We start from the raw sequence: 26,277 nt of genomic DNA, 5'->3' as shown, positions 1-26,277 counted from the left end.
GCATTTAATGACTGCACGAAATTGACTCAAATCAAAAGATATATTGGTTCTACATCTTTCATCTTGAACAAAGGGAAACAATTTTATATATAAACGCGAATGATAATGATGATCATTTACATTCAATAAAGGTTCTCTTATGTTGCCACGGAATAACCAAAGGCCATTTATTCTTTCAGCCCTGACATTATGCATGTCCGGCGCCGCTTTTGCAGCTACCTCTCCAGCACACGCTTCTACGTCCGACGAAGACACGGTGATCGTCACGGCTAACCGCACAGAAAGTAGTCTTTGGGATAGCCCGGCAACCATCCAGGTTATCGATCGCCAGACGCTGCAAAATTCCACCAACGTTTCTATTGCTGATGATTTACAAGATATTCCCGGCGTCGAAGTCACCGATAACGCCCTCGCAGGGCGGAAACAAATTCGTATCCGTGGCGAAGCCTCTTCGCGGGTGCTGATTTTGATCGACGGCCAGGTCGTCAGTTACCAACGTGCCGGACAAAACTACGGAGCCGGTTTGCTGATTGACGAATCCGCGCTGGAACGGATTGAAGTGGTCAAAGGCCCCTATTCTGTCCTCTACGGTTCGCAGGCGATTGGCGGCGTCGTGAACTTTATTACCAAAAAAGGCGGCGATAAGCCCCTCGGCGGCAGCGTTAAGGCTGTTTATAACTCCGCAACGGCAGGATGGGAAGAATCAGCAGCGGCCTGGGGCAGCATCGGAAACTTTGACTACCGCATCAATGGCAGCTATTCCGACCAGGGCGACCGCGACACACCTGACGGAAGATTGCCCGACACCAATTTCCGTAATAACGGCCAGGGCGTGTGGCTTGGTTACAACTTCGATCGCCACAAAATCGGACTCTCCCTCGATCGTTACAAACTGTCCACTCAAACCTGGTTTGACGATCCGGAAGGCCAGTTCGACGACTTTAGCGTCAAAATTCCTAAGCTGGAACGCGAGAAAATCGGTCTTTTCTACGACTACGCGGCCGATGGGGATTACCTGAAGAACATCCATGTTGACGCATACACCCAGACAATAGAGCGCAAATTTGAAAACCGGGTCAAAACGACCCAGGTTATCCCCAGCCCGATGATTAAAGCGCTGACGGTCAGCAATCAGACCAATACCAACGACAAACAGTATACCCAGGGGGTAACGCTACAGAGCAACTTCTCCCTGCCTGCTAACAACGAGCTGGTGATTGGCGCTCAGTACCAGCATGACAAAATAAAACAGGACACGGACGGCAGCACGCGCCAGACCGCGGCTACCGGCTTCTTCGATACACAAACCCGCACGCTGTCATACAACGAAGCGGAGCAAAGTAACACCTCATTGTTCGCGCAAAACGACTGGCGCTTTGCCAATGACTGGACGTGGACCGTGGGCGCTCGCCAGTACTGGCTGTCTTCGAAGCTCAATCGCAACGATACGCAAACCCTGCAAAGCAGCGGCAGCACCTGGCAATCCACCGGAGGAAATTCCGTTCACGATGATGAACTGGTGACCTCAACCAGCCTACGCTATTCCGGTTTTAAAGATCTTGAACTCCGGGCTGCATATGCCCAGGGCTATGTCTTCCCTACGCTGACTCAGTTGTTCACACAGACGTCCGCAGGCGGCAGTGTGACCTACGGCAACCCAAACCTGAAGGCGGAACACTCGAATAACTATGAGCTGGGCGCGCGGTATAAAGGGAATATGTGGCTGATAGACGGCGCCATTTATTACTCCGAAGCTAAAGACTATATCGCCAGTCTGACTTGTTCAGGTCAACCCGTATGCAGCGGTAATACCACCTCTTCACGGGGCGGCTATTACTACTACGACAACATCGATCGGGCCAAAACCTGGGGCATGGAACTCACCGCAGAATACAACGGCTGGGCAGTTTCACCTTACCTGAGCGGTAATCTCATTCGCCGTCAGTACGAAGGCAATACCCTTAAAACCTGGGATACCGGCGAACCTACGCTGACCGGGCGCGTCGGCCTGAAACATACCTGGTTGATGAACGTCGCTAACCTGACGTCCGATGTCTTTATCCGCGCGGCGTCCAGCGCCAAAGATAATACCGGCACCACGGAAATCAACTACCCAGGCTGGGCCACGCTTAACCTCGCATTCAACGCCGAGTTCGGTCCGCAGGATCAGTATCAGGTCAACCTCGCGCTCAACAACCTGACCGACAAGCGTTACAGAACCGCGCATGAATCTATTCCAGACGCTGGTTTCAATGCCGCCGTTGGCTTTGCGTGGAATTTCTGACGATGAAAAATCTCTTGATTGGCTTACTGAGCCTCGCCTGCGTTTTTAGTGCCCAGTCCGCCGACCGCCTGGTGGTGGCGGGCGGCTCTCTTAGCGAACTGATATACGCCATGGGCATCGGCAACCGGGTGGTCGGCGTCGATGAAACCACCTCGTATCCGCCCGAAACTGCCGCACTCCCGCATATCGGCTACTGGAAGCAGTTAAACAGCGAGGGCATTTTATCGCTGCATCCGGACAGCTTTATCACCTGGCAGGATGCAGGCCCTCAAATCGTGTTGGATCAGCTGCGGGCGCAAAAAGTTAACATCGTGACGTTGCCGCGCGTACCGGCCACCGTTGAACAAATGTACGCCAACATCCGGGAACTGGCTCAAACCCTGCGCATTCCCGAACAAGGTGAGACGTTGATCGATCGCATTCGTCAACGTCTGGATCGCGTTCAGCACAGCGTGGCAGCAAAAAACGCGCCGGTCAAAGCCATGTTCATTCTCTCCGCTGGCGGCAGCGCGCCACAGGTCGCCGGCAAGGGTAGCGTTGCCGATGCCATTATGACCCTTGCGGGCGCACAAAATGTCGCCACTCACGCACAGTACAAAAGCTACAGCGCGGAATCGCTGATCGCCGCCAACCCAGAGGTGATCGTGGTGACGTCGCAAATGGTGGATGGCGGTCTGGCTCGTCTGAGCGCAATCGCCGGTATTACCCACACTGCAGCCTGGAAAAACCAGCGCATTGTGGCGGTAGACCAGGCGCTGATTCTGGGTATGGGGCCGCGCGTCGCCGATGCGGTTGAAGCCCTGCACCAGCAATTCTGGCCTCACTAACTGGATTTATAAAGAACAATGAAAACTGAACACTCGCTGGATCTCACCGCGCATTTTGCGCTCGAGGGAAGTCAGCCCTTTAAGGATCGCCGCGCCACGATGCCCTGGCGTGGGGCGATCCCGGTTGCCAAAGAGCTATTGTCACAAACCTGGCAGGATGTCATCAGCCAACCCACCCCGCCGCGTAAACGGCTGGTGTACTTGCATATCCCTTTTTGTGCAACACATTGTACTTTCTGCGGTTTTTATCAAAACCGCTTTGAAGAGGATCACTGCGCCCGCTATACCAACGCGCTGCTGCGCGAAATAGAGATGGAAGCCGATAGCCCATTGCATCAGTCGGCCCCGATTCACGCCGTCTATTTTGGCGGCGGTACACCGTCTGCGCTGTCGGCACGGGATCTGGCCAGAATCATCACCGCACTGCGTGACAAGCTACCTCTGGCGCCGGACTGCGAAATCACCATTGAGGGGCGGGTACTCAATTTTGACGATGCGCGAATAGATGCCTGCCTTGACGCTGGTGCCAATCGGTTTTCGATCGGCATTCAGTCATTTAACAGCCGGATCCGCAAGAAAATGGCGCGCACTTCGGACGGCCCGACCGCGACGGCCTTTATGCAGGGGCTGGTAAAACGGGATCGAGCCGCCGTGGTGTGCGATCTGCTGTTTGGTCTGCCAGGACAGGACGCCAAACTGTGGGGCGATGATCTGGCGATTGCTCGCGACATCGGCCTCGACGGCGTAGATCTTTATGCGCTGAACCTGCTCCCCAATACGCCGCTTGGCAAAGCGGTTGAAACCGGGCGTACAACGGTTCCCTCCCCTGCCGAACGTCGCGATCTTTATCTTCAGGGTTGCGATTTTATGGACAACGCGGGCTGGCGCTGCATCAGCAACAGCCACTGGGCGCGAACCACGCGGGAACGCAATCTGTACAACCTGCTGATTAAACAGGGAGCAGACTGTCTGGCATTCGGCTCTGGCGCAGGAGGATCGGTCAATGGCTATTCCTGGATGGTCGAGCGCAATCTGACCACATGGCATGAATCCATCGCCGCCGGAAAAAAACCGCTCATGATGATGATGCGAACCGCCGAGCGTGGTTTCCAGTGGCGACACACCCTCCAGGCCGGCATTGAAACGGCCCGCGTCCCGCTGGATGAACTCACGCCTCACGCACAAAAACTGGCCCCGCTACTGACCCAGTGGCATCACGCAGGACTGACGCGAGATGCCAGTACCTGTTTGCGCCTGACCAATGAAGGGCGTTTTTGGGCGAGCAATATTTTGCAGTCTCTTGATGAACTGATTCAAACACTTAACGCGCCGCGCATTGCGGTAGAGCAACCATAAAAGGAGTGAAGTATGAGCCATGTCTCTTTACAGGATTTTTTGAAAACTGAGCCGGACGGTACGCTGGAAGCTATCGCAGCCCAGTACAACACCACGCTGCTGGAGGTGGTGAAAAACCTCCCCTCCCCGACGCTGGTTTCCGGCAGTCAATTTGATACCGTCTGGGAAACCGTCAGCGAATGGGGCAAAGTCACCACCCTGGTCCATACTGCTGATGTCATACTGGAATTCACGGGTGAATTACCTTCAGGATTCCACCGCCACGGTTACTTCAACCTGCGCGGCAAAAAAGGCATGACCGGTCATATCAAGGCAGAAAACTGCACGCATATCGCCCTGATTGAACGCAAATTTATGGGCATGGACACCGCGTCCATTCTCTTCTTTAACCAGGCGGGTAGCGCTATGTTCAAAATTTTCCTCGGTCGGGATGAGCATCGTCAGCTACTGGCCGACCAGGTCAGCGCCTTTCACGCGCTGTCTTCATCCTTAAAGGAACATGCCTGATGGCTCCATGGCTCATTTTTGGTGCAGGTGGTAGCGGCGTCGGCGCGAAAACACTGGCACTCGCACTGGCGGAACAACGTCCGGTGATTGCCGTCGTTCGCAACGCGCAGGTCGCTGCCGGGTTGCAGGAAAAAGGTGTGCAGGTCTTCATTGGCGACGCCTGCGACAGCCAGGTCACCGCCTGTGCCTGTCGCGCAGCGGGTCAACATGCCACGGTGATCTCCTCCATGGGCGGTGCCCAGGATTATCTGGCCCACAGAACCGTCATTGATGAAGCAGAAAAAGCGGAGATCAAACGCATGATTCTGGTGACTTCGCTTGGCTGTGGCGACAGTTGGCCCTTTTTGTCCCCACGCGCCAGGGCCGCATTTGGTCAGGCGGTACGCGAAAAATCGTTGGCTGAAAGCTGGCTACAAACCAGTCAACTGGACTACGCCATTCTCCGCCCCGGCGGTTTGCTGAACGGTGCAGCCACAGGTCAGGCGCAACGGATACAGGCCGAGGAGTGCCATGGTTTTGTGATGCGTGCAGATGTTGCAAGGCACATTCACGAACTGGCTACAGCCCCGTCACTCAATAACCAGATTTACAGTTTGGTTGAGCCAGGACTGAAACCCGCGTAAACCCCTCGCGGCGCGGGAACTTCGCGCCGCAAAGACGTTATGGAGCGTTGCGTGCTTAAGGACTCGCTTTCTTCCGTCAGCATTCTGACGGGTCTTTCTCTGTTGTTGGTCGCTCTGATGCTCTTCGGAGCCAGCCAGGGGGCGCTGAACATTAGCTTCAGCGCGCTGTTCAACGACGAATACCGTGACATCTGGTTGAACATCCGCCTGCCCCGCGTGTTGCTGGACGTTCTGGTAGGCGCAGCGCTGGCAACGGCAGGGGTTATCATGCAGGGGCTTTTTCGCAATCCGATGGCCGATCCTGGCCTGCTTGGCGTCAGTAGCGGCTCCGCGCTGATGGTCGGCATCGCGATAGTTATCCCCTTTTCGTTTCCCGTGGTGTTGGTACTGTATGAGCAGATGATTTTTGCCGTCGCGGGCAGCATGGTGGTCTGCACGATTATTTTCCTGATAAACCAGCGTCATAGCCACGGCGGAATGATGCAACTGCTGTTAGCCGGTATCGCTATCAATGCTCTGTGCGGTTCAGCTATTGGCGTGCTGAGCTATGTGGGCGATGAGCAGCAGCTACGTCAACTTACGCTGTGGATGATGGGCAATCTCGGCCAGGCCCAGTGGCCAACGCTGCTGGTTGCCAGTACCTTTGTTCTTCCAGCCATTGCTGTCACCGTCTGTATGGCGGGCACGCTTAATTTGCTGCAATTGGGTGATGAAGAGGCGCATTACCTCGGCGTGAACGTCAAACGTAAGCGCCAGCAGTTACTGTTGCTCAGCTCGCTACTGGTTGGTGCTGCCGTTTCCGTCAGCGGCGTAATTGGCTTTATAGGCCTGGTGATCCCGCATCTGATTAGAATGACTACCGGCGCCGATCATCGCTGGTTGATTCCCTGCTCTACGCTGGCGGGCGCCTGTCTACTCCTGATTGCCGATACGCTGGCCCGCACTCTGGTGCAGCCTGCCGAAATGCCCGTTGGCCTGTTAACCAGCCTGATCGGAGGACCGTATTTTCTGTGGTTAATCCTGCGTAGCCGGAGGGTGTCATGATCGTCGCAGAAAATCTGATCTACAACATTCAGGGGAGACGACTGACCGACGATGTTTCCCTGACGCTACCCCAAGGAGAGATCGTCGCGATCCTTGGCCCGAATGGCGCCGGGAAATCGACGCTGCTACGCCAGCTCACAGGTTATCTGCAACCCCACAGTGGGCGCTGTAGCTTATTCGGCAAGCCACTAGACGAGTGGTCAATCACCGAGCTGGCAAAAACCCGTGCGGTGATGCGCCAGAACAGTCATATGGCCTTCCCGTTTAGCGTGCAGGAGGTTATCCGCATGGGCAGACATCCGTATCGCACGCGCAATACGGGCGATGAAACGGAGCACATCATGACGTTGTGTGATTGCCAGGCGCTGGCCGCACGCGATTATCGGCATCTGTCGGGAGGAGAACAACAGCGGGTACAGTTGGCACGTCTGCTGGTTCAGCTTTGGGAGCCCGAACCTGTGCCAAAATGGTTGTTTCTCGATGAACCCACCTCCGCCCTCGATATTCACCACCAGCAGCACCTTTTTCGTCTGCTGCGTCGTCTGGTGCGTGAACGGCAGTTTAGCGTCTGCTGCGTCCTGCACGATCTCAACCTCGCAGCGCGTTATGCCGACCGCGTGGTATTGATGGAACGCGGCAGGATTGTTGATAACGGGTATCCGCAGGATGTCCTGAAGCAACGGGCGCTGAACGCGCTGTACGGTGCCGATCTCACGGTCATAAATGAACCGGAGCATCGAACGCCGCTTATCGTCCTCAATCAATAACAGACCGGGAACGCTCTGAGGTGACGTTCCCGTTTTTCCCCCTTCGCCTCCTTTTTTCATCTTTTCTAAAAACGCCCTTGACCTTCCCCTTGMTGGRAGGTTTAACCTTTATCACAGTCAGTTAAACCTGCAATGAAGGAGTTGGTTATGTCTCAAACAATCGATCTAACCCTGGACGGTTTGTCCTGTGGTCACTGCGTAAAACGCGTTAAAGAAAGTCTGGAACAACGTCCGGATGTTGAGCAAGCGGATGTCTCCGTGACTGAAGCGCACATCACCGGCAGCGCCAGCGCAGAAGCGCTGATTGAAACCATCAAACAAGCCGGTTACGGCGCGGAGTTAAGCCACCCAAAGGCTAAACCGCTGACGGAGTCATCAATCCCGTCGGAAGCACTGGCAGCGGTCCCTTCCGAGCTTCCGGCAGCTACGGCTGATGATGACAGCCAACAGTTGCTGTTAAACGGCATGAGCTGCGCCAGTTGTGTGACCCGTGTACAAAATGCATTGCAAAGCGTACCGGGCGTCACCCAGGCACGGGTAAACCTGGCGGAACGCACTGCGCTGGTAATGGGCAGTGCCTCCGCCGCAGATTTAGTGCAGGCGGTGGAAAAAGCGGGTTACGGCGCAGAAGCCATTGAAGACGACGCTAAGCGTCGCGAACGCCAGCAGGAAACCGCCGTGGCAACCATGAAGCGTTTTCGCTGGCAGGCAGCCGTCGCGCTGCTGCTGGGTATCCCGGTCATGGTATGGGGAATGATTGGCGATAACATGATGGTGAGTGCCGACAACCGTAGCCTGTGGCTGGTAATTGGTCTGGCAACACTCGCCGTGATGGTCTTCGCAGGCGGTCACTTCTACCGCAGCGCGTGGAAAAGCCTGATGAACGGCACCGCAACCATGGATACACTGGTCGCGCTGGGCACGGGGGTGGCATGGCTCTATTCCATGAGCGTCAACCTTTGGCCGCAGTGGTTCCCGATGGAAGCACGACACCTCTATTATGAAGCCAGCGCCATGATTATCGGTCTGATTAACCTCGGACACATGCTGGAAGCGCGGGCTCGCCAGCGCTCGTCCAAAGCGCTGGAAAAACTGCTCGATCTGACGCCGCCGACCGCACGCGTCGTTACTGACGAAGGTGAAAAGAACGTACCGCTGGCAGACGTTCAGGCCGGAATGTTACTGCGCCTGACCACCGGCGACCGCGTTCCGGTCGATGGCGAAATTACCCAGGGCGAAGCCTGGCTGGATGAAGCGATGCTGACCGGTGAGCCGATTCCGCAACAAAAAGGCGAAGGCGATAGCGTCAACGCCGGTACGGTCGTCCAGGACGGCAGCGTCCTGTTCCGCGCCAGCGCTGTTGGCAGCCACACCACGCTGTCACGCATTATTCGTATGGTGCGTCAGGCGCAAAGCAGTAAGCCCGAGATTGGTAAGCTGGCCGACCGTATTTCCTCGGTGTTCGTTCCGGTCGTGGTCGCCATTGCGCTGGTGAGTGCCGCTATCTGGTATTTCTTTGGCCCGGCGCCGCAGATTGTTTATACGCTGGTCATCGCCACCACCGTCCTGATTATTGCCTGCCCGTGTGCGTTGGGTCTGGCAACGCCGATGTCGATTATTTCCGGCGTGGGGCGTGCCGCTGAGTTTGGGGTACTGGTACGCGATGCCGATGCGCTGCAACGCGCCAGCACGCTTGATACCGTCGTCTTTGACAAGACCGGGACGCTGACCGAAGGTAAACCGCAGGTTGTCGCCATCAAAACGTTTGGCAACACCGAGGAAGCGCTGGCAATTCGTCTGGCAGCGGCCCTTGAACAGGGTTCCAGCCACCCGCTGGCCAGAGCGATTCTGGACAAAGCAGGCGATGTCTCGCTGCCGCAGGTCAACGGTTTCCGTACGCTGCGCGGGTTAGGCGTCAGCGGCGAGACCGAAGGTCATACGCTGCTGCTGGGCAACCAGGCACTGCTCAATGAACAGCAGGTAGATACCACTGAAATGGAAGCTGAAATCACCGCTCAGGCTTCCCAGGGTTCAACCCCGGTGCTGTTGGCGATTGATGGTAAAGCAGCGGCGCTGTTAGCGGTGCGTGATCCACTGCGTAGCGACAGCGTGGCAGCGCTCCAGCGCCTGCACCGCGCCGGGTATCGTTTGGTGATGCTGACCGGCGACAACCCAACAACCGCCAACGCCATTGCCAAAGAGGCGGGTATTGATGAGGTGATTGCGGGCGTTCTGCCGGACGGTAAGGCCGAGGCGATCAAGCGTCTGCAGAGCCAGGGGCGCCAGGTCGCCATGGTCGGCGACGGTATCAATGATGCACCTGCGCTGGCGCAGGCCGATGTAGGGATTGCCATGGGCGGTGGCAGCGATGTGGCGATTGAAACCGCTGCGATCACGCTGATGCGTCATAGCCTGATGGGCGTTGCGGATGCGCTGTCTATCTCCCGGGCAACGCTGCGCAATATGAAGCAGAACCTGCTCGGCGCATTTATCTACAACAGCATCGGCATCCCTGTTGCCGCCGGGATCTTGTGGCCGTTCACCGGCACGCTGCTCAACCCGGTAGTCGCCGGGGCGGCGATGGCGCTTTCTTCCATCACCGTGGTGAGCAACGCGAACCGACTGCTGCGCTTCAAACCTAAAGAGTAACCCTTTGCCGGATGGCGCTATCAACTGCGCCATCCGGCAATTCACACATTGCGACTTTTCCGACCACGCGCTAGCATGGTTCTCCACTTAGGGAGGTCGTATGGATTTGTTATACCGGGTAAAAGCATTATGGTCTGCACTGCGCGGTAACCATTATACCTGGCCGGCCATCGATATCTCTTTGCCTGGCAACCGCCATTTTCATCTGATTGGCAGTATTCATATGGGTAGCCGGGGTATGGCCCCTCTGCCTGCCAGGTTACTGAAAAAACTCAGCCACGCTGACGCACTGATTGTCGAAGCCGATGTCTCCGGTGACGATACTCCGTTTGCCAATCTTCCGGCCTTTGCCACGCTGGAAGAACGCATCAGCGAAGAGCAATTGCGCAATCTGCAAAAAGTTTCTGCAGATCTTGGTATTTCCCCTTCCCTGTTTTCGACTCAACCCCTGTGGCAAATAGCCATGATCTTACAAGCCACGCAGGCGCAACAGCTGGGATTACGGGCGGAATATGGCATTGACTACCAACTGCTCAAAGCGGCTAAACAGGCGCAAAAAACCATTATTGAACTGGAAGGCGCCTCCAGCCAAATCGACCTGTTATGTCAATTGCCTGATAACGGTTTGGCTTTGCTTGACGATACCCTGGCGCACTGGCACACCAACGCCAGGTTGCTGCAACAAATGATGGGCTGGTGGCTTGAATCACCACCACAAAATAGCGCACTCACGTTACCCAACACATTCAGCCAGTCATTATATGACGTATTAATGCACCAGCGTAATGAGGCATGGCGGGACAAACTCAAGGCAATGCCTGCAGGCCACTATGTGGTCGCAGTGGGCGCACTGCATCTGTATGGAGAGGGAAATTTACCGGAGATGATGCGATAAAAAAATGGCCAATATTTCTATTGGCCCGTCAAAGAGGAATTTCATCATTATTATTATGCCGACGCTTAAAGCATCGGTGTAGGTCGATTGTCGCTCAAAGTCATCATCCTGCCAATACTATTGCGCAAGATGGTACTATTTTTTCCACCGCCATCAGGCGTATGCTTATGGCGTATTTTGTCTGGGCCAGGAAAAATTGCTATGACACCCGCCGTTAAACTACTCGAAAAAAACAAAATTTCTTTTCAGATCCACACCTACGATCACGATCCGTCCGAGACGAATTTTGGCGACGAAGTGGTCCGTAAATTAGGACTGAATGCGGATCAGGTCTACAAAACGCTGCTGGTTGCCGTGAATGGCGATATGAAACATCTGGCGGTTGCCGTCACACCGGTAGCCGGTCAACTGGATCTCAAAAAGGTTGCCAAAGCTTTGGGCGCCAAAAAGGTCGATATGGCCGACCCCATGGTCGCGCAACGCACTACCGGCTATCTGGTAGGCGGTATCAGCCCGTTGGGGCAGAAAAAAAGATTGCCGACGCTCATCGACGCGCCAGCCCAAACGTTTGACACCATTTATGTTTCCGGCGGCAAACGCGGACTGGACATCGAACTGGCAGCGAGCGATCTGGCGAAAATTCTGGATGCGAAATTCGCCGATATCGCCCGCCGGGATTAAGCGGTTATAGAATGACTGCCTGATGGCGTGCAGCTTTAAGGCCTACAAATCGAATACTCAACAGGGCGTTATTGGTGAAGGCAGTTTGGACTCGGCCAGCGCGCAGGAACCGGAGCGTACATGAAGTACGTGAGGATTCCGAGCACTGCCCGAGTTCAAAATGGCGAACAAAATAGCCCTGTTACTGCCAGCTCACCTCACCCTTCGGCTCATACGCACTGGCATCCAGCGGTGAGTTCTTCTGCACGTACTCCTTCAGCACTTCCGCATCAATAAATCCGGTATTCACATAGCCTGGTTTGTTATCAATACGCGGATAGCCATCACCGCCGGTGGCGTTGAAGCTCAGCGTTGCCATACGATAGGTTTTGGCTGGGTCAACGGGCTCGCCTTTGATTTTCAAATCGTTAAGCTTGCCGTCTTTCGCCACAAAGCTGACGTTGGCAAACTGCGGATAGGCCCCGGAGTCCGGCTTCATTTGCGCCACTGCGGTCAGATAGTCAATCACCTCTTTCCCACTCATATCGGCATACACCACGATGTTGCCAAACGGCTGTACCTTCAGCACGCTCTTATAGGTGATATCGCCGCCTTCGATGGAGTCACGGATACCGCCGCCGCTCATCACGCCAAAATCAGCGCTGGTCCGCGCCATTTGCGCAGCCAGCAGCAGATGTCCCATGTTGGTCTGCACGAAACGGACTTTGCTTCGATCGCCTTCGAGGCGCGCATTGACGCTGCCGATTTTCACGTCGAGCTGCGCTTTACCTTTATTCTGGAACGGCGTCAGCAGCGAAAGCATTTGCTGATTTTCAGCAATCTCCGGGGTGTAGAGTACGCGCTCACTTTTACCGTTGTCCCAGGTCACTTTTTTCTTCAGATTAACGGGAATGAGCTGGTAGTTAACCATTTTCATTTCGCCGTTACGGAACTCAAAGTCCGCCCGGCCCACGTATTTCCCCCACTCGTGTGCCTGTACAATCCAGATCCCATTTTGCTTATCTGGCGCACACGGCGTACCCGGTACGTAATCAACCTGCTTCTTGTTCTCTGAAGCCATACACACCGGATCCTGTGAGTGACCACCCACAATCATCGCCAGCGAACCTGCGGGCAGGCTACGCGCCATTTCGACATCGCCAGGGGCGTTCGAGCCGTGGTTGCCGTTGTCATAATGTCCCATATGGGTGGTCGCGATAATGATGTCTGGCTTTTCACCCATATTCAGTTCCTGAATAACCAGTTTGGCTTCATCAGCAGGTTTACGAAACTCAATATCGGTAAAGAACTCGGGGTTGCCTATTTTTGCCGTATCGTCGGTGGTTAAACCGAGTACGGCAATTTTTAAATCCTGGCGCTTAAAGATGGCCCACGGCTTAAATAAACGCTCGCCGGTGCTTTTCTGATAGATATTGGCCGAGAGAAACGGGAATTTGGACCATTTTTCCTGCTGGCGCAAGACGGTCAGCGGATTATCAAACTCGTGGTTACCGACCGCCATCACGTCATAGCCAATCAGGTTCATGCCGCGAAAATCAGGTTCCGCATCCTGCAGATCGGACTCCGGTACGCCGGTATTAATATCACCGCCGGAAAGCAGCAGTACGCTGCCCCCTTCCTCAGCCACCTCTTTACGAATACCGTCCACCAGCGTTTTTTGCGCCGCCAGCCCATATTCTCCGTATTCGCTGCGCCAGAAGTGACCGTGATGATCGTTGGTATGCAGAATGGTAATTTTATAGGTTTTATCTTTTTCGTACGCCTGTGCAGGCTGACCTGCCAGCGCAAATGCGGCTAATAGCGCCAGCGCCACGCCCCGTTTCAAAAACGTCATATTTCTCTCCCTGAGCCAAAATCAACGACTGAAATTACAATGATATAAAATAATAGTCGAAAATGTTTTCAGAAATGAGACTTCCTTCAAACACCTTCCGCAGGTATGTTAGGCAAGTAATAATAACAAATTAGATTACCCTCATAATCGCAACCAAACAGAAGTGACTTTCTATGGCAATAAGTGAACCAACCCAGCCAGTGGCTGGCGCGTCAGCGTCGGTTGCTAAAGCACGCACCTCATTTGGCATTTTAGGGGCAATCAGCCTCTCCCATCTGCTCAACGATATGATCCAGTCGCTGATTCTGGCGATTTATCCACTTTTGCAGTCAGAGTTCTCGCTGACGTTTATGCAGATAGGGATGATTACCCTGACCTTCCAGCTCGCCTCCTCGCTGCTGCAACCGGTGGTGGGTTACTGGACGGACAAATACCCGATGCCGTGGTCGCTGCCCATTGGGATGTGCTTCACGCTGAGCGGGCTTGTTTTGCTGGCCATGGCCGGCAGCTTCCATATGGTGCTGCTCGCCGCGGCGCTGGTTGGTACCGGCTCTTCGGTATTTCACCCGGAATCGTCCCGCGTGGCGCGTATGGCCTCCGGTGGTCGCCACGGCCTTGCCCAGTCGATTTTCCAGGTTGGCGGCAACTTCGGTAGCTCTCTGGGGCCATTGCTGGCGGCTGTCATCATCGCGCCATATGGTAAAGGTAATGTGGCCTGGTTTGTGCTGGCTGCGCTATTAGCGATTGTCGTCCTGGCACAAATCAGCCGTTGGTATGCCGCGCAGCATCGGATGAGTAAAGGAAAGCCGAAGGTCGCTATCGTTAATCCGTTGCCGCGTAATAAAGTGGTTCTGGCGGTAAGCATTCTGCTGGTGCTGATTTTCTCCAAATACTTCTATATGGCGAGCATTAGCAGCTATTACACCTTTTATCTGATGCAAAAATTCGGATTATCGGTACAAAATGCCCAGTTTCATCTGTTTGCCTTCCTGTTTGCCGTCGCGGCCGGGACGGTGATTGGCGGACCATTAGGCGATAAAATTGGCAGAAAATATGTTATTTGGGGGTCTATCCTCGGCGTTGCGCCATTTACCCTTGTTTTACCCTACGCGACGCTGGAATGGACCGGGATTTTAACCGTGATCATTGGTTTTATCCTCGCATCGGCCTTTTCTGCCATTCTGGTCTACGCACAGGAGCTGCTTCCTGGGCGTATCGGCATGGTTTCTGGGCTATTTTTCGGTTTTGCCTTCGGCATGGGCGGCTTGGGAGCCGCGGTGCTAGGGCTGATTGCCGACCATACCAGCATCGATTTGGTCTACAAAATATGTGCTTTCCTGCCACTTCTGGGGATACTGACCATATTCTTACCTGATAACCGACATAAAGCCTGATTTTCTGACGGCCAAAGGTAAACTTTGGTCGTCATCACTTACAGCGGCCATCAGCGTTTGCCTCAAACATCCCCCCGTAGTTTTCCGATCCGTGCTTTTTTTCCTTTAAAATCCTGTTTTCATCAAAATTCAATAATTATTCATCAACATAAACATCAAAATTGTCATAAACTATTACTCGGAATTTGGGTTTTCAGGATCAACACAGCAACCAAAGGAGACGGAATGCATCACGCCACCCCGCTTATCACCACCATTGTCGGCGGCCTTGTGCTCGCTTTTATATTAGGCATGATTGCCAATAAACTACGTATTTCTCCTCTGGTGGGATATCTGTTAGCGGGCGTTCTGGCCGGTCCATTTACACCTGGTTTTGTTGCTGATACCAAGCTCGCGCCTGAACTGGCCGAGCTTGGCGTGATCCTGTTGATGTTCGGCGTCGGGCTGCACTTTTCCCTGAAGGATTTGATGGCGGTAAAGTCTATCGCCATTCCCGGCGCGATTGCCCAGATAGCAGTGGCAACACTGCTGGGTATGGCGCTTTCAGCCGTATTAGGCTGGTCGCTGATGGTCGGTATCGTCTTTGGTCTGTGTCTTTCAACCGCCAGTACCGTAGTGCTACTGCGTGCACTTGAAGAACGGCAGCTCATTGACAGTCAGCGCGGGCAAATCGCCATTGGCTGGCTGATTGTCGAAGATTTGATGATGGTGCTGACGCTGGTTCTCCTGCCAGCCGTCGCCGGAATGCTGGAAAAAGAAGATGTCGGCTTTGCCTCGCTCGCCGTCGATATGGGCATTACCATCGGTAAGGTGGTGGCGTTTATCGCGATTATGATGCTGGTGGGGCGACGCCTGGTACCGTGGATCATGGCCCGCAGCGCCGCAACCGGGTCACGCGAGCTATTTACCCTGTCAGTTCTCGCCCTTGCCTTAGGTATCGCCTTTGGCGCAGTGGAACTGTTCGATGTCTCCTTTGCGCTGGGCGCATTCTTCGCTGGTATGGTGTTGAATGAATCGGAACTGAGCCACCGTGCGGCGCATGACACCCTGCCGCTGCGCGATGCGTTCGCCGTACTGTTCTTCGTTTCCGTCGGGATGCTGTTCGATCCGTTAGTCCTGATCCAACAGCCGCTGGCAGTGCTGGGTACGCTGGCGATTATCATCTTTGGTAAATCCCTTGCCGCCTATTTCCTGGTGCGCATGTTTGGTCACTCCCAACGCACGGCGCTCACCATTGCCACCAGCCTGGCACAGATTGGTGAGTTTGCCTTTATCCTGGCGGGTCTGGGAATGGCGTTAAACCTGCTGCCGCAGGCCGGACAGAATCTGGTGCTGGCAGGGGCAATCCTGTCCATCATGCTCAACCCGGTGCTGTTCGCGGTGTTAGAAAAATATCTCGCCAAAACCGAAACGCTGGAAGAGCAGACGCTGGAAGAAGCCATCGAAGAAGAGAAGCAAATTCCGGTGGATATCTGCAATCACGCCCTGCTGGTCGGTTTTGGTCGCGTCGGCAGCCTGCTGGGTGAGAAATTGATGGCTGCGGGGATCCCGTTGGTGGTTATCGAAACCTCACGTACCCGGGTGGATGAACTGCGCGAGCGTGGGATCCGCGCTGTGCTGGGCAACGCCGCCAACGAAGAGATTATGAATCTGGCGCATCTGGATTGCGCACGCTGGCTGCTGCTGACCATTCCAAATGGCTATGAAGCGGGTGAAATTGTTGCTTCCGCGCGTGAGAAGTGCCCGTCGATTGAGATTATCGCCCGCGCGCATTATGACGATGAGGTGGAATATATTACCGAGCGCGGTGCCAATCAGGTGGTCATGGGTGAGCGTGAAATCGCCCGCACCATGCTGGAGCTGATTGAAACGCCGCCTGCCGGTGAAGTTGCTACTGCCAGTTAATGTTACGTGCCGGATGGCGGCGTAAAACGCCTTATCCGGCCCACATATTGCTACGCGTAGGCCCGATAAGCGTAGCGCCATCGGGCAAGAACTCAGCGATCCCAGTACGACTCTTCGAGGCTGTCTTCACGTTCCGGCAAACCCCGCGTCAGACGCGGGGAATGCTGGTTCAGCACCTGATAACTCACGCGATTAGCATATTTACATACCTGGGCTAATGACGAATAGGTCAGCCAGGTGAACTTGTGCTTGCTGGAGTTAGGCACGTTACTGCGGTGGTAGCTGTTAGCGGTAATATCATGCAGCAATGCCGCCAGTGCGCCGTCGCCAGCACCGTTGGTATTCATGATCTTTTCTGGCCCGCCCATATACGGCGCGATGTGCGAATACACGCGCAGCGGATGAGTACAGTCTTTATGGCGCATGGCGCGACTAAACTCGTACTGGTTAAATTCGGCAATCGCCCCTGGCAGCAGTGGGTGCTGAGTTTTGCGTTTCGCCTCTTCTTCAGTAAAGCCGGCCATATACAGACCTGCCGGACCCGCAGTACACAGCACCAGATCCACCCAGTCCAGCGCCTTGTCAGACGCCAGCAGCGGATCGTTCTCGCCGGTCAACGCTTCGGCTTCTTCTTCGTTCATCGCCAGAATAGAGACATTCTCTTTGAGGAATGCCTGCCACCACTGCGGGTTATCCGCAATAACGAATTTGGTGCCCAGCGTCAGTACCACCGGCACGTTGTGCTTTTTGGCAAATTCAATCGCCTTCATGGTCGCTTCCGGCATCGGTTCGCCCGGCTTACAGCGCACCAGATAGGAGGTCAGCACCAGCGCGGAAGCCCCGGCAATGACTGATTCAGGGATGCTATCCGCGCGCAGTTGGTTCATGTGACCGGGGCTGATGGCAAATGTACGCTCTCCGGATTCACCAATCAGCGTAAAGCAGCGGCCAATAGGGCCATCTACACCCTGTAGATAGTTCAAATCGGTGCGGCTGGAGGTGTTGCATAAATAGCGATACGCGTAGCTACCAATTTCGATATTACTGCACATCACCCCCAACAGTACCGAACGGTCATCTGCCAGCACGGAGTAGTTATGCATAGTGTTACCGATGGTGCCACCTGCAAACTGATGGGTGATCAGGTTTTCGCGTACCAGCTCCTGGTAGAGCGCTTCCGCAACATCATCTTCAATCACCAGAGAGTGCCCGGCGCTTAATCCATAACGTTTTACAAAATCATCATCCACTTTGGCTTCAATATCTACCAGCGTCTGGTCGATACCGACAACCCAGGCTGCGCTGGTTTCATTTTCTGGCTGAATTTGTTGCAGCAACGGATCGCGCGCGCTGACGGGGAAATAGTGTTTGGATTTACGTTTACCGGGAAATTTCATGGTCGATTTTACGGGTGGTTAACTGAGCGATGCATGGTAGCACATTCCCTGCTGCGCATGCGATGCGGCGCTGAGTTTCAATATCGGACGGTGAGATCGCAGTTTATCCGGGATTAATTTCTACAATAACTCACCTTCACAAGGAGCGTTTTATGAAGCCGGAAAACAAAATCCCCGTACTCGACAAAATTTCGGATGAAATGAAAAGCGTGGTGAATTTTCATCGCGACGATTTGCCGCCGTGGCCCGCTGCCGATGACTTCGTGGCCCAGCGCCAACACTACATTCATGAGCGGCGACTGTGGAATGCCGATGCCCCGCAGATGCATACCCGAGAATGCGTGATTTCTACCGCGTGCGGCCCCGTTGCCACACGCATCTACGCTCCGCAGCCCCAAAGCCAGGCGACGCTGTATTACCTGCACGGCGGCGGTTTTATTCTCGGTAATCTGGATACCCATGACCGTATTATGCGTTTACTTGCGCATTACACCCAGTGCACGGTGATCGGCATCGACTATTCGCTGTCGCCGGAAGCGCGCTACCCACAAGCCATCGAAGAGATCGTCGCCGTTTGCCAGTACTATCATCAACATGCTGGCGACTATTCCCTCAATATCAATACGATAGGTTTTGCCGGCGATTCCGCCGGAGCGATGCTGGCGCTCGCCAGTGCGTTGTGGCTGCGAGATAAAAACATTGCCTGCGGCAAAGTCGCTGGCGTGCTGTTGTGGTATGGCCTTTACGGCCTGCAGGATTCACTAAGCCGACGGCTGATGGGCGGAGCGTGGGATGGTTTAACCCGCGAGGATCTGCAGATGTACGAAAACGCGTACCTACGTAGCGCTGACGATCGTGAGTCACCGTACTATTGCCTGTTTAATAACGATCTGACGCGCGACCTACCGCCGTGTTTTATCGCCGGTGCGGAGTTCGATCCGCTGATCGACGATAGCCGCTTATTATTCCAGACGTTACAGGCGCATCAGCAGCCCTGCCAGTACAAAATGTATCCCGGTACGCTGCACGCCTTCCTGCACTATTCGCGGATGATGAAAACCGCCGATGAAGCTCTGCAGGACGGCGCGCATTTCTTTAAGCAACAGCTTTAGCGGTAGGCTTCGGTCAGTTTCACCATCATTTCAATATGCTCCGGCGCGGCATTCAGCGCCGGAATATATTCATATTGCTTACCACCCGCTTCAAGGAAAATCTCCCGGTTTTGTACCGCTATCTCTTCCAGCGTTTCGAGGCAATCAGCCGCGAAGCCCGGACACATAACCTGGATATGTCGGGTTCCTTTCTCCGCCAGCATTTTTAGCGTTTCGTCGGTATACGGTGTCAGCCATGGTTCGCGGCCAAAGCGAGACTGGAAGGTCATCATGACTTTTTCCGGCGGCAGGCCAAGCGCTGAAACCAGCTCACGCGTCGTATCGCGACAGCGCTGCGGGTAGTCATCGCCTTCATCGGCGTAGCGCTGCGGAATGCCGTGATAGGAGAGCAGCAGTAAATCAGGTTCGCCATGTTGAGCGAATGAATCCCGGGCGCTCTTGGCCAGCGCATCAATGTAGCTGCTGTCATCAGCGTAATCGCGAATAAATGAGACGCCAGGAATACCGCGTTTACGCGCTAAAATGCGCGCCAGCTCGTCCCAGACTGCCGCCACTGTCGAACAGGAGTATTGCGGATACAGCGGTAACACCACCATGTGTTCTACTCCGCTTGCCAGCAGTTCATCGACCGCGCTTTCGAGCGACGGCGAACCGTAGCTCATCCCCAGTGCAACAGGCGTATCAGGCAGACGTTGTGCCAGCGCCTGCTGTTGCGCCTTGCTGTAGACCATCAGCGGGGAACCGTCTTCCATCCAGATTGATTGGTACAGCTTTGCTACACGCGGCGCTCGCAGCGGCAAAATCACACCACGCAGCAACGGCCACCACAGTGCGGGGGACGTATCGACGACGCGTGGATCGCTTAAAAACTGGCGCAGGTAGCGCTTAACGGCTTCGGGGGTTGGGGCATCGGGAGTGCCGAGGTTTGCCAGCAGGATACCGGTTTTCGTCTGACGCATTACCGCCTCTTATCGATTCAAATTGTTGATAATTGTAGCGGAAAAGCGGTAAAGAAGAACTAATTGCTGTGAGAGGTAAGACGAGAATTTGCCTGATGGCGCTGCGTTTATCAGGCCTACAAAAAATCGTAGGCCGGATAAGGTGTATCCACCGCCATCCGGCATTAACCGCGTTAAAAATTAACCGAGGATTTTTTCCAGCGCTGCGCGAACGTCAGCCACGGCCTGAGTGCCGTCAACTTTCGCGTATTTGGTGTTACCCGCCTGCGCTTCTTTAGAGTAGTAGCCGATCAGCGGCGCGGTCATCTGATGGTATTCCACCAGGCGCTTGCGTACGGTCTCTTCCTGATCGTCTTTACGGGTGGTCAGCTCTTCGCCGGTCACGTCGTCTTTGCCTTCAACCTTAGGCGGGTTGAATTTGATGTGGTAAACGCGGCCAGAAGCAGCGTGTACGCGACGACCTACAATACGGTCAACGATCAGTTCGTCAGGTACGTCAAACTCCAGAACGTAGTCCACGTTGATACCCGCTTCTTTCATGGCATCTGCCTGCGGAATAGTACGCGGGAAGCCATCGAGCAGGAAACCATTACGGCAGTCTTCCTGAGCAATACGCTCTTTTACCAGCGCGATCACCAGCTCATCAGTCACCAGCTTACCGGCGTCCATGATGTCTTTCGCTTGTTTGCCCAGCTCGGAGCCAGATTTCACGGCGGCACGCAGCATATCACCGGTGGAGATTTGCGGAATACCATACTTCTCCATGATGAACTGAGCCTGAGTTCCTTTACCCGCGCCCGGAGCGCCAAGCAGAATGATACGCATTACGAAAATCCCCTTAAAGGTTGTCGATATTTTTTAAAAAGCGCTAAACGATACCACCATCACGCAATTGGCTCAAGGAAGCCACCCGCGCTGAAACGGTTAATGATGGAAAATTGAGTTCAGAAGGCGAAAAAAAGCCGGATGGCGGTGTAAACACCGTATCCGGCCTACTATTACGAGATACTATAGGCCGGATAAGCGCTAGCGCCATCCGGCATTACATTACGGGTATCAGGACACCAGCAACTGGTTCATGCGACGGATGAACTGGTTCGGATCTTCCAGCGTGCCGCGCTCAGCGAACAGCGCCTGATCCAGCAGCAGTTCGACCCACTCTTTAAACTGCGCTTCGTCCTGGGTATCCGCCGTGCGTTTTACCAGCACGTGGTCCGGGTTCAGTTCAAAGATATATTTCACTTCCGGCACAGCCTGGCCCGCAGCGGCGAACAGTTTCGCCATCTGGGTGCTCATTTCATCCGCATCCGTGGTGACGATAGCCGGTGTGTCGGTCAGACGGTGAGTCAGACGCACTTCTTTTACGCGATCGCCCAGCAAGGTTTTCACGCGCTCAACGAACGGCGTCAGCGCTTTTTCCGCTTCTTTTGCCGATTCGTCAACTTCATCTGCCAGTTTGTCGATGGACTCGTCGGCTTTCGCCACAGACTGGAACGGTTTGCCATCGAACTCGGTCAGGTAGTTCATCATCCACTCATCGATGCGGTCAGAAAGCAGCAACACTTCGATGCCTTTCTTACGCAGCAGTTCCAGGTGCGGGCTGCTCTTCGCCGCCGCATAGCTGTCTGCAGTGATGTAGTAGATTTTCTCCTGCCCTTCTTTCATCCGCGCAACGTAGTCTTCCAGAGATACGGTCTGTGCGGAAGAGTCAGTGTGCGTAGACGCGAAGCGCATCAGTTTGGCGATGGTTTCCTGGTTGGCATGGTCTTCCGCCGGGCCTTCTTTCAGCACCAGGCCGAACTGCTTCCAGAAGGTCTGGTATTTTTCCGCGTCGTCTTTCGCCAGTTTTTCCAGCATCTGCAGTACGCGTTTGGTCAGCGCGCTACGCAGGTTACGGGTGACGGTGCTGTCCTGCAGGATCTCACGGGAGACGTTCAGCGGCAGATCGTTAGAATCTATCAGACCGCGGACAAAACGCAGGTAGTTCGGCATGAACTGCTCGGCGTCGTCCATGATGAATACACGCTGGACGTACAGTTTCAGACCATGCTTGTGATCGCGGTTCCACATATCCCACGGCGCCTGCGACGGGATATACAGCAGGCTGGTGTACTCCTGCTTACCTTCCACACGGTTGTGGCTCCAGGTCAGCGGATCGGTGAAATCGTGGGCGATATGCTTATAGAATTCGTTGTACTCGTCGTCTTTGATTTCCGACTTGTTGCGCGTCCACAGCGCCTGCGCCTTGTTGATCTTTTCCCAGGAAACCACGGTCTCGCCGTCTTTCTCTTCGGATTTTTCGATCTCGACCGGCAGCGCGATATGGTCGGAATATTTGCTGATGATGGAACGTACGCGCCAGTCATCGAGGAACTCGTCTTCGCCTTCGCGCAGATGCAGAGTAATTTCGGTACCACGGTCTTCTTTGGTGATGTCGGCTACGGTGTACTCACCCTCGCCCGCAGACTCCCAGAACACGCCGTTTTCCGGTTTATCACCCGCAGCACGGGTACGCACGGTGACTTTGTCCGCCACGATGAAGGCTGAGTAGAAGCCAACCCCGAACTGGCCGATCAACTGGCTGTCTTTCGCCTGATCGGAGCCCATGGATTCGAGGAAAGATTTGGTGCCGGATTTCGCAATGGTCCCCAGATGATCGATAACGTCATCACGGTTCATCCCCACGCCGTTATCGGCAATGGTCAACGTACGCTTATCTTTATCGAAGGAAACACGCACACGCAGCTCACCGTCACCTTCATACAGGTCCGGGTTAGACAGTGCGCGGAAACGCAGCTTGTCTGCCGCATCCGAGGCGTTAGAGATAAGCTCACGCAGGAAGATTTCTTTATTGGAATACAGAGAATGGATCATCAGGTGCAGAAGCTGTTTTACTTCTGACTGAAAACCACGAGTTTCTTGTCCTTTCATGTAGATCTACCTCAACAATGCCATTTTCAATGGTAAAAACACGTTGAGGGTGAAATGGGGACAAGCGGGAAGGATTTCAAGCGGAAGCCGCCGTCGCGGCCTCCGTTTGTTCAGAATTTAATCTTGTGTCGTCCTGCCAGAGAGTGCGATAGCGTGGTGCCATCGACCATTTCCAGCTCGCCGCCTACCGGAACGCCATGGGCGATACGGCTGGCTTCAACGCCATATTGCATGCAAAGCTCAGCAATATAGTTGGCGGTCGCCTCTCCTTCGACCGTGGGATTGGTCGCGAGGATCAGTTCGTTAATTTGCTCAGACGCCAGTCGCTGTTCGAGACGATCCAGCCCAATGTCATCAGGCCCGATACCGTCCAGCGGCGACAGGTGTCCCATCAGCACGAAGTAACGTCCGGAAAATTGCCCGGTTTGCTCAATGGCGTAGATGTCCGCCGGACTCTCCACCACGCAAATCTGACCGTTTTCCTGGCGACGCGGGTTCGAGCAGATGTTGCAGACGTCCTGCTCGGTGAAAGTGCGGCAATCGGCACAGTGGCCGATTTCCGACATTGCCTTCGTTAACGCCTGTGCCAGACGCATCCCGCCGCTGCGATCGCGCTGAAGCAGCGTGAACGCCATGCGCTGCGCAGACTTCGGGCCAACGCCCGGCAGACAGCGCAGTGCTTCCATAAGCTGAGTTAACAGCGGGCTGGTTTGCATCAGAACGGCATCTTAAAGCCAGGCGGCAGCTGCATTCCGGAAGAAACAGAGGCCATCTTCTCTTTCTGCGTCTCTTCAATGCGACGCGCCGCGTCGTTGAATGCCGCAGCAACCAGGTCTTCCAGCATCTCTTTGTCGTCTTCCAGCAGGCTTGGATCGATCTCCACGCGACGGCAGTTATGCGCGCCGTTGATGGTCACTTTTACCAGACCCGCGCCAGATTCGCCGGTCACTTCCAGCTTGGCGACTTCTTCCTGCATCTGCTGCATTTTTTCTTGCATCTGCTGGGCCTGTTTCATCAGGTTACCCAGACCGCCTTTACCAAACATAGGCTTCTCTCTCAATCACGTTAAGGGATGACGACCGTCAAACCATTGGGCTGACGATCAAATGGGGCGAATACTTTCTTCGTCCAGCTCCGCATCGAAAAAACGACGCAGCGTCTGGATGTTATTATCCGCAATAATCGACTCACGCGCCTGCGCGAGCTTCTCTTCATAAATGGCCTGACGCCACTCCAGCGGCGTGCGCACCGCGGGATTATCATCTTCAACGATGGTCAATTCAACCGTTGACCCCGTTAAGGTACTCAATGCTTCGGCCAGTTTTTGCTGCGCGCCGCTGGAATTAAGGTGCCGCTGCGTGGAACGCAGGTGCAGGCACACCACGTTGCCATTCTCTTCTTTCCAGGCATTAAGCGCCACCTGCTCCACCAGTTTAGGCAGCGAGAGCTGACTCACCTGGGCGGCCCACGGGTCGCGTTCAATGGCTTCAGCCGCAAGCTTTGCCGCCAGTTCCGGCGTTTTTTCATGCTCAAGCGCTTTTTTCAGCGCTTTCGGCGTGGCGATGACTTCTTTGACCTCTGCAACAGGATTGGTCGCTTTCCAGCGATACGCTTCTTTCTTCGCCGGTGCTTTTTCCAGCGCAGAGACTGCCGGACGCGCCTGAACACGTTCCGACACCGAAGCCAGTCTTTCCAGCGCAGCATTATTCACCGGCCGCGCGCGGGAAGCGGCTGCCGGTTCACTCTTTTTTGGTTTGGTTACTCCCTGAGCGCGTTGCAACTGGCTGCGTGCCGCCAGCACCTGGCTGGTGGCGTCGGAGAGCGGCACATTTTGTTGCGCTGGCGCAGGCTGCTGCTGTGGCACCTGCGCCGGGGTCATCACCGCTGTGGGTGCGACCGGGGCAAACGACTGGCGCGGGACTTCAGGTTCCGGAAGCGGCATGCGCGGATGAAAAGCCAGCGCACGCAGCAGTGTCATTTCGACGCCCATTCGCCTGTCCGGCGCATACGGCAGTTCTTTGCGCCCGATTAGCAGGGTCTGGTAGTAAAGCTGCACATCGGTTGGCGGGACGATTCGCGCCAGTTCACGCATACGCTGTTCAATGGCGGCCATATCGCTGCCGAGCGCGGCAGGTGAAAGCTGAACCATGGCTATACGATGCAGCAAAGCCGACATCTCAACCAGCAGCGCTTCCCACTCAATACCGCGCGCGGCGGCGTCGTTCACCAATGTCATCACGCGTTCGCCGTCGGCGGCCACAACTGCTTCAACAAGCGAGAGCGCCTGGTCGTCGTCCAGCGTGCCGAGCATGGTGCTGACCGCGCCGGTCGAGACCTGACCATCGCCGCTGGCAATCGCCTGATCGGTCAGGCTCAGCGCATCGCGCAGGCTGCCGTCTGCGGCGCGAGCCAGCAGTTGCAGCGCACGTGGCTCATGGGCGATATGCTCTTCTTTGAGAATATGCTCAAGCTGATGGCGAATCTGTTCGACATCCAGCGCTTTAAGATGGAATTGCAGACAGCGCGACAGGATGGTCACCGGCAGCTTCTGCGGATCGGTGGTCGCCAGCAGGAATTTGACGTGCGCGGGCGGCTCTTCGAGCGTTTTCAGCAAGGCGTTAAAACTGTGGCGCGACAGCATGTGCACTTCGTCGATCAAATAGACCTTAAAACGGCCGCGCGCAGGCGCGTACTGGACGTTATCCAGCAGATCGCGTGTGTCTTCGACTTTGGTGCGTGAGGCGGCATCGATTTCAATCAAATCGACAAAACGCCCCTGCTCAATTTCCCGACAGTTATCGCACACGCCGCACGGCGTAGCTGTGATGCCGGTTTCACAGTTTAATCCCTTCGCCAGCAAACGGGCGATAGAGGTTTTTCCGACGCCACGGGTGCCGGAAAACAAATAAGCATGATGAATACGCCCTAACGACAAGCCGTTCGCCAGTGCCGTCAGCACATGTTCCTGGCCGACGACGTCAGCAAAGGTTTGTGGGCGCCATTTTCGGGCTAAGACCTGATAACTCATTGGCAGGCTCTGAAAGGCTGGAGGGTGGATTCACAGGAGGGTAATGCTAACACAACCTCGCAGCAACGGCGAGGTTGTGTCGTC

21 protein-coding genes and 1 other annotated feature are annotated in these 26,277 nt (G+C 54.9%); of the genes, 13 read left to right on the top strand and 8 right to left on the bottom strand.

All coding sequences use genetic code 11. The annotated features are described in order from the left end of the window. Window positions 1–139 precede the first annotated feature (139 nt). From JTI85_RS06655 to ybaK, 10 genes are all read left to right on the top strand, one after another. A complete protein-coding gene (locus tag JTI85_RS06655) occupies window positions 140–2,284 on the top strand; it encodes a TonB-dependent siderophore receptor (protein WP_219352298.1) in 2,145 nt (714 codons plus the stop codon). Between the two features lie 2 nt (window positions 2,285–2,286). After that, the gene (locus JTI85_RS06650) at window positions 2,287–3,111 is read left to right on the top strand and encodes a hemin ABC transporter substrate-binding protein (RefSeq protein WP_219352296.1); all 825 of its coding nucleotides are present in this window, start codon (window positions 2,287–2,289) and stop codon (window positions 3,109–3,111) included. An 18-nt stretch (window positions 3,112–3,129) separates the two neighbouring features. Beyond that, entirely contained in the window at window positions 3,130–4,467 is a 1,338-nt protein-coding gene (gene hutW, locus JTI85_RS06645) for a heme anaerobic degradation radical SAM methyltransferase ChuW/HutW (RefSeq protein WP_219352295.1), read from the top strand. Window positions 4,468–4,479: 12 nt separating this feature from the next. Continuing rightward, window positions 4,480–4,974 carry a heme utilization cystosolic carrier protein HutX gene (gene hutX / locus JTI85_RS06640; protein WP_003847520.1) on the top strand — a complete coding sequence of 165 codons (495 nt, stop codon included), beginning with the start codon at window positions 4,480–4,482 and terminating at the stop codon, window positions 4,972–4,974. Further along, on the top strand, window positions 4,974–5,597 hold the full coding sequence (gene chuY, locus JTI85_RS06635) for an anaerobilin reductase (RefSeq protein WP_003021809.1): 624 nt from the start codon (window positions 4,974–4,976) through the stop codon (window positions 5,595–5,597). The genes hutX and chuY overlap by 1 nt, the downstream gene beginning before the upstream one ends. A gap of 51 nt (window positions 5,598–5,648) precedes the next feature. Then, window positions 5,649–6,641: an iron ABC transporter permease gene (locus tag JTI85_RS06630; protein ID WP_219352294.1), complete on the top strand. Its 993-nt coding sequence runs from the start codon at window positions 5,649–5,651 to the stop codon at window positions 6,639–6,641. Then, complete coding sequence (locus tag JTI85_RS06625) at window positions 6,638–7,408, top strand: heme ABC transporter ATP-binding protein (RefSeq protein WP_101741772.1); 771 nt, start codon at window positions 6,638–6,640, stop codon at window positions 7,406–7,408. Before JTI85_RS06630 ends, JTI85_RS06625 begins: the two co-directional genes overlap by 4 nt. A 147-nt stretch (window positions 7,409–7,555) precedes the next feature. Continuing rightward, window positions 7,556–10,057, top strand: coding sequence for a copper-exporting P-type ATPase CopA (gene copA, locus JTI85_RS06620; RefSeq protein ID WP_219352292.1), 2,502 nt, complete (start codon window positions 7,556–7,558; stop codon window positions 10,055–10,057). A 100-nt stretch (window positions 10,058–10,157) separates the two neighbouring features. Continuing rightward, complete coding sequence (locus JTI85_RS06615) at window positions 10,158–10,952, top strand: TraB/GumN family protein (protein WP_115600822.1); 795 nt, start codon at window positions 10,158–10,160, stop codon at window positions 10,950–10,952. Between the two features lie 201 nt (window positions 10,953–11,153). Further along, entirely contained in the window at window positions 11,154–11,633 is a 480-nt protein-coding gene (gene ybaK, locus JTI85_RS06610; RefSeq protein WP_003021794.1) for a Cys-tRNA(Pro)/Cys-tRNA(Cys) deacylase YbaK, read from the top strand. A 181-nt stretch (window positions 11,634–11,814) separates the two neighbouring features. Here the strand turns inward: ybaK and ushA are convergent, their stop codons facing one another. Beyond that, window positions 11,815–13,467: a bifunctional UDP-sugar hydrolase/5'-nucleotidase UshA gene (ushA, locus tag JTI85_RS06605; RefSeq protein WP_219352290.1), complete on the bottom strand. Its 1,653-nt coding sequence runs from the start codon at window positions 13,465–13,467 to the stop codon at window positions 11,815–11,817. Between the two features lie 173 nt (window positions 13,468–13,640). On the opposite strand from ushA, the gene fsr reads away from it, so the two are divergent. Together fsr and ybaL are read left to right on the top strand one after the other, a co-directional pair. Continuing rightward, the gene (gene fsr / locus JTI85_RS06600; RefSeq protein ID WP_003021788.1) at window positions 13,641–14,861 is read left to right on the top strand and encodes a fosmidomycin MFS transporter; all 1,221 of its coding nucleotides are present in this window, start codon (window positions 13,641–13,643) and stop codon (window positions 14,859–14,861) included. Window positions 14,862–15,086: 225 nt separating this feature from the next. Then, window positions 15,087–16,766 carry a YbaL family putative K(+) efflux transporter gene (gene ybaL, locus JTI85_RS06595; protein WP_003835904.1) on the top strand — a complete coding sequence of 560 codons (1,680 nt, stop codon included), beginning with the start codon at window positions 15,087–15,089 and terminating at the stop codon, window positions 16,764–16,766. Between the two features lie 92 nt (window positions 16,767–16,858). Here the strand turns inward: ybaL and gsk are convergent, their stop codons facing one another. Then, window positions 16,859–18,163, bottom strand: coding sequence for an inosine/guanosine kinase (gene gsk, locus JTI85_RS06590; protein WP_101741776.1), 1,305 nt, complete (start codon window positions 18,161–18,163; stop codon window positions 16,859–16,861). 152 nt (window positions 18,164–18,315) lie between these two features. Here gsk and aes point away from each other — a divergent pair, with 152 nt between their 5' ends. Beyond that, window positions 18,316–19,275: an acetyl esterase gene (gene aes / locus JTI85_RS06585; RefSeq protein WP_115643759.1), complete on the top strand. Its 960-nt coding sequence runs from the start codon at window positions 18,316–18,318 to the stop codon at window positions 19,273–19,275. Here aes and hemH read toward each other — a convergent pair. The 6 genes from hemH to dnaX all read right to left on the bottom strand — a co-directional run bounded on the left by hemH (window position 19,272) and on the right by dnaX (window position 26,193). Continuing rightward, on the bottom strand, window positions 19,272–20,234 hold the full coding sequence (hemH, locus tag JTI85_RS06580) for a ferrochelatase (RefSeq protein WP_048212403.1): 963 nt from the start codon (window positions 20,232–20,234) through the stop codon (window positions 19,272–19,274). The genes aes and hemH overlap by 4 nt on opposite strands. A 180-nt stretch (window positions 20,235–20,414) precedes the next feature. Then, the gene (gene adk / locus JTI85_RS06575; RefSeq protein ID WP_003021773.1) at window positions 20,415–21,059 is read right to left on the bottom strand and encodes an adenylate kinase; all 645 of its coding nucleotides are present in this window, start codon (window positions 21,057–21,059) and stop codon (window positions 20,415–20,417) included. A 231-nt stretch (window positions 21,060–21,290) separates the two neighbouring features. Beyond that, window positions 21,291–23,165 carry a molecular chaperone HtpG gene (gene htpG, locus JTI85_RS06570; RefSeq protein WP_048212404.1) on the bottom strand — a complete coding sequence of 625 codons (1,875 nt, stop codon included), beginning with the start codon at window positions 23,163–23,165 and terminating at the stop codon, window positions 21,291–21,293. 110 nt (window positions 23,166–23,275) lie between these two features. Beyond that, window positions 23,276–23,881 (bottom strand): recombination mediator RecR, encoded by a 606-nt coding sequence (recR, locus tag JTI85_RS06565; protein WP_003021767.1) that lies wholly within the window; start codon window positions 23,879–23,881, stop codon window positions 23,276–23,278. Then, window positions 23,881–24,210, bottom strand: a complete 330-nt coding sequence (locus JTI85_RS06560; RefSeq protein ID WP_003021764.1) for a YbaB/EbfC family nucleoid-associated protein — start codon at window positions 24,208–24,210, stop codon at window positions 23,881–23,883. Before JTI85_RS06560 ends, recR begins: the two co-directional genes overlap by 1 nt. Window positions 24,211–24,267: 57 nt before the next feature. Beyond that, complete coding sequence (gene dnaX, locus JTI85_RS06555; RefSeq protein ID WP_219352289.1) at window positions 24,268–26,193, bottom strand: DNA polymerase III subunit gamma/tau; 1,926 nt, start codon at window positions 26,191–26,193, stop codon at window positions 24,268–24,270. After that, window positions 24,871–24,935: a sequence feature (DnaX frameshifting element), on the bottom strand. It overlaps the preceding gene by 65 nt. Window positions 26,194–26,277: the final 84 nt, after the last annotated feature.

The organism is Citrobacter sp. Colony219 (genome assembly GCF_019382635.1).
Lineage (GTDB): Bacteria > Pseudomonadota > Gammaproteobacteria > Enterobacterales > Enterobacteriaceae > Citrobacter > Citrobacter youngae.
This window is presented reverse-complemented; position numbering and strand designations above follow the sequence as displayed.

What these genes read in the sequence shown, in the direction of transcription:
- JTI85_RS06655 (WP_219352298.1), top strand. Translation starts at nt 140, where the DNA reads ATGTTGCCACGGAATAACCAAAGGCCATTTATTCTTTCAGCCCTGACA.
- JTI85_RS06650 (WP_219352296.1), top strand. Translation starts at nt 2,287, where the DNA reads ATGAAAAATCTCTTGATTGGCTTACTGAGCCTCGCCTGCGTTTTTAGT.
- hutW (WP_219352295.1), top strand. Translation starts at nt 3,130, where the DNA reads ATGAAAACTGAACACTCGCTGGATCTCACCGCGCATTTTGCGCTCGAG.
- hutX (WP_003847520.1), top strand. Translation starts at nt 4,480, where the DNA reads ATGAGCCATGTCTCTTTACAGGATTTTTTGAAAACTGAGCCGGACGGT.
- chuY (WP_003021809.1), top strand. Translation starts at nt 4,974, where the DNA reads ATGGCTCCATGGCTCATTTTTGGTGCAGGTGGTAGCGGCGTCGGCGCG.
- JTI85_RS06625 (WP_101741772.1), top strand. Translation starts at nt 6,638, where the DNA reads ATGATCGTCGCAGAAAATCTGATCTACAACATTCAGGGGAGACGACTG.
- copA (WP_219352292.1), top strand. Translation starts at nt 7,556, where the DNA reads ATGTCTCAAACAATCGATCTAACCCTGGACGGTTTGTCCTGTGGTCAC.
- JTI85_RS06615 (WP_115600822.1), top strand. Translation starts at nt 10,158, where the DNA reads ATGGATTTGTTATACCGGGTAAAAGCATTATGGTCTGCACTGCGCGGT.
- ybaK (WP_003021794.1), top strand. Translation starts at nt 11,154, where the DNA reads ATGACACCCGCCGTTAAACTACTCGAAAAAAACAAAATTTCTTTTCAG.
- ushA (WP_219352290.1), bottom strand. Translation starts at nt 13,467, where the DNA reads ATGACGTTTTTGAAACGGGGCGTGGCGCTGGCGCTATTAGCCGCATTT.
- fsr (WP_003021788.1), top strand. Translation starts at nt 13,641, where the DNA reads ATGGCAATAAGTGAACCAACCCAGCCAGTGGCTGGCGCGTCAGCGTCG.
- ybaL (WP_003835904.1), top strand. Translation starts at nt 15,087, where the DNA reads ATGCATCACGCCACCCCGCTTATCACCACCATTGTCGGCGGCCTTGTG.
- gsk (WP_101741776.1), bottom strand. Translation starts at nt 18,163, where the DNA reads ATGAAATTTCCCGGTAAACGTAAATCCAAACACTATTTCCCCGTCAGC.
- aes (WP_115643759.1), top strand. Translation starts at nt 18,316, where the DNA reads ATGAAGCCGGAAAACAAAATCCCCGTACTCGACAAAATTTCGGATGAA.
- hemH (WP_048212403.1), bottom strand. Translation starts at nt 20,234, where the DNA reads ATGCGTCAGACGAAAACCGGTATCCTGCTGGCAAACCTCGGCACTCCC.
- adk (WP_003021773.1), bottom strand. Translation starts at nt 21,059, where the DNA reads ATGCGTATCATTCTGCTTGGCGCTCCGGGCGCGGGTAAAGGAACTCAG.
- htpG (WP_048212404.1), bottom strand. Translation starts at nt 23,165, where the DNA reads ATGAAAGGACAAGAAACTCGTGGTTTTCAGTCAGAAGTAAAACAGCTT.
- recR (WP_003021767.1), bottom strand. Translation starts at nt 23,881, where the DNA reads ATGCAAACCAGCCCGCTGTTAACTCAGCTTATGGAAGCACTGCGCTGT.
- JTI85_RS06560 (WP_003021764.1), bottom strand. Translation starts at nt 24,210, where the DNA reads ATGTTTGGTAAAGGCGGTCTGGGTAACCTGATGAAACAGGCCCAGCAG.
- dnaX (WP_219352289.1), bottom strand. Translation starts at nt 26,193, where the DNA reads ATGAGTTATCAGGTCTTAGCCCGAAAATGGCGCCCACAAACCTTTGCT.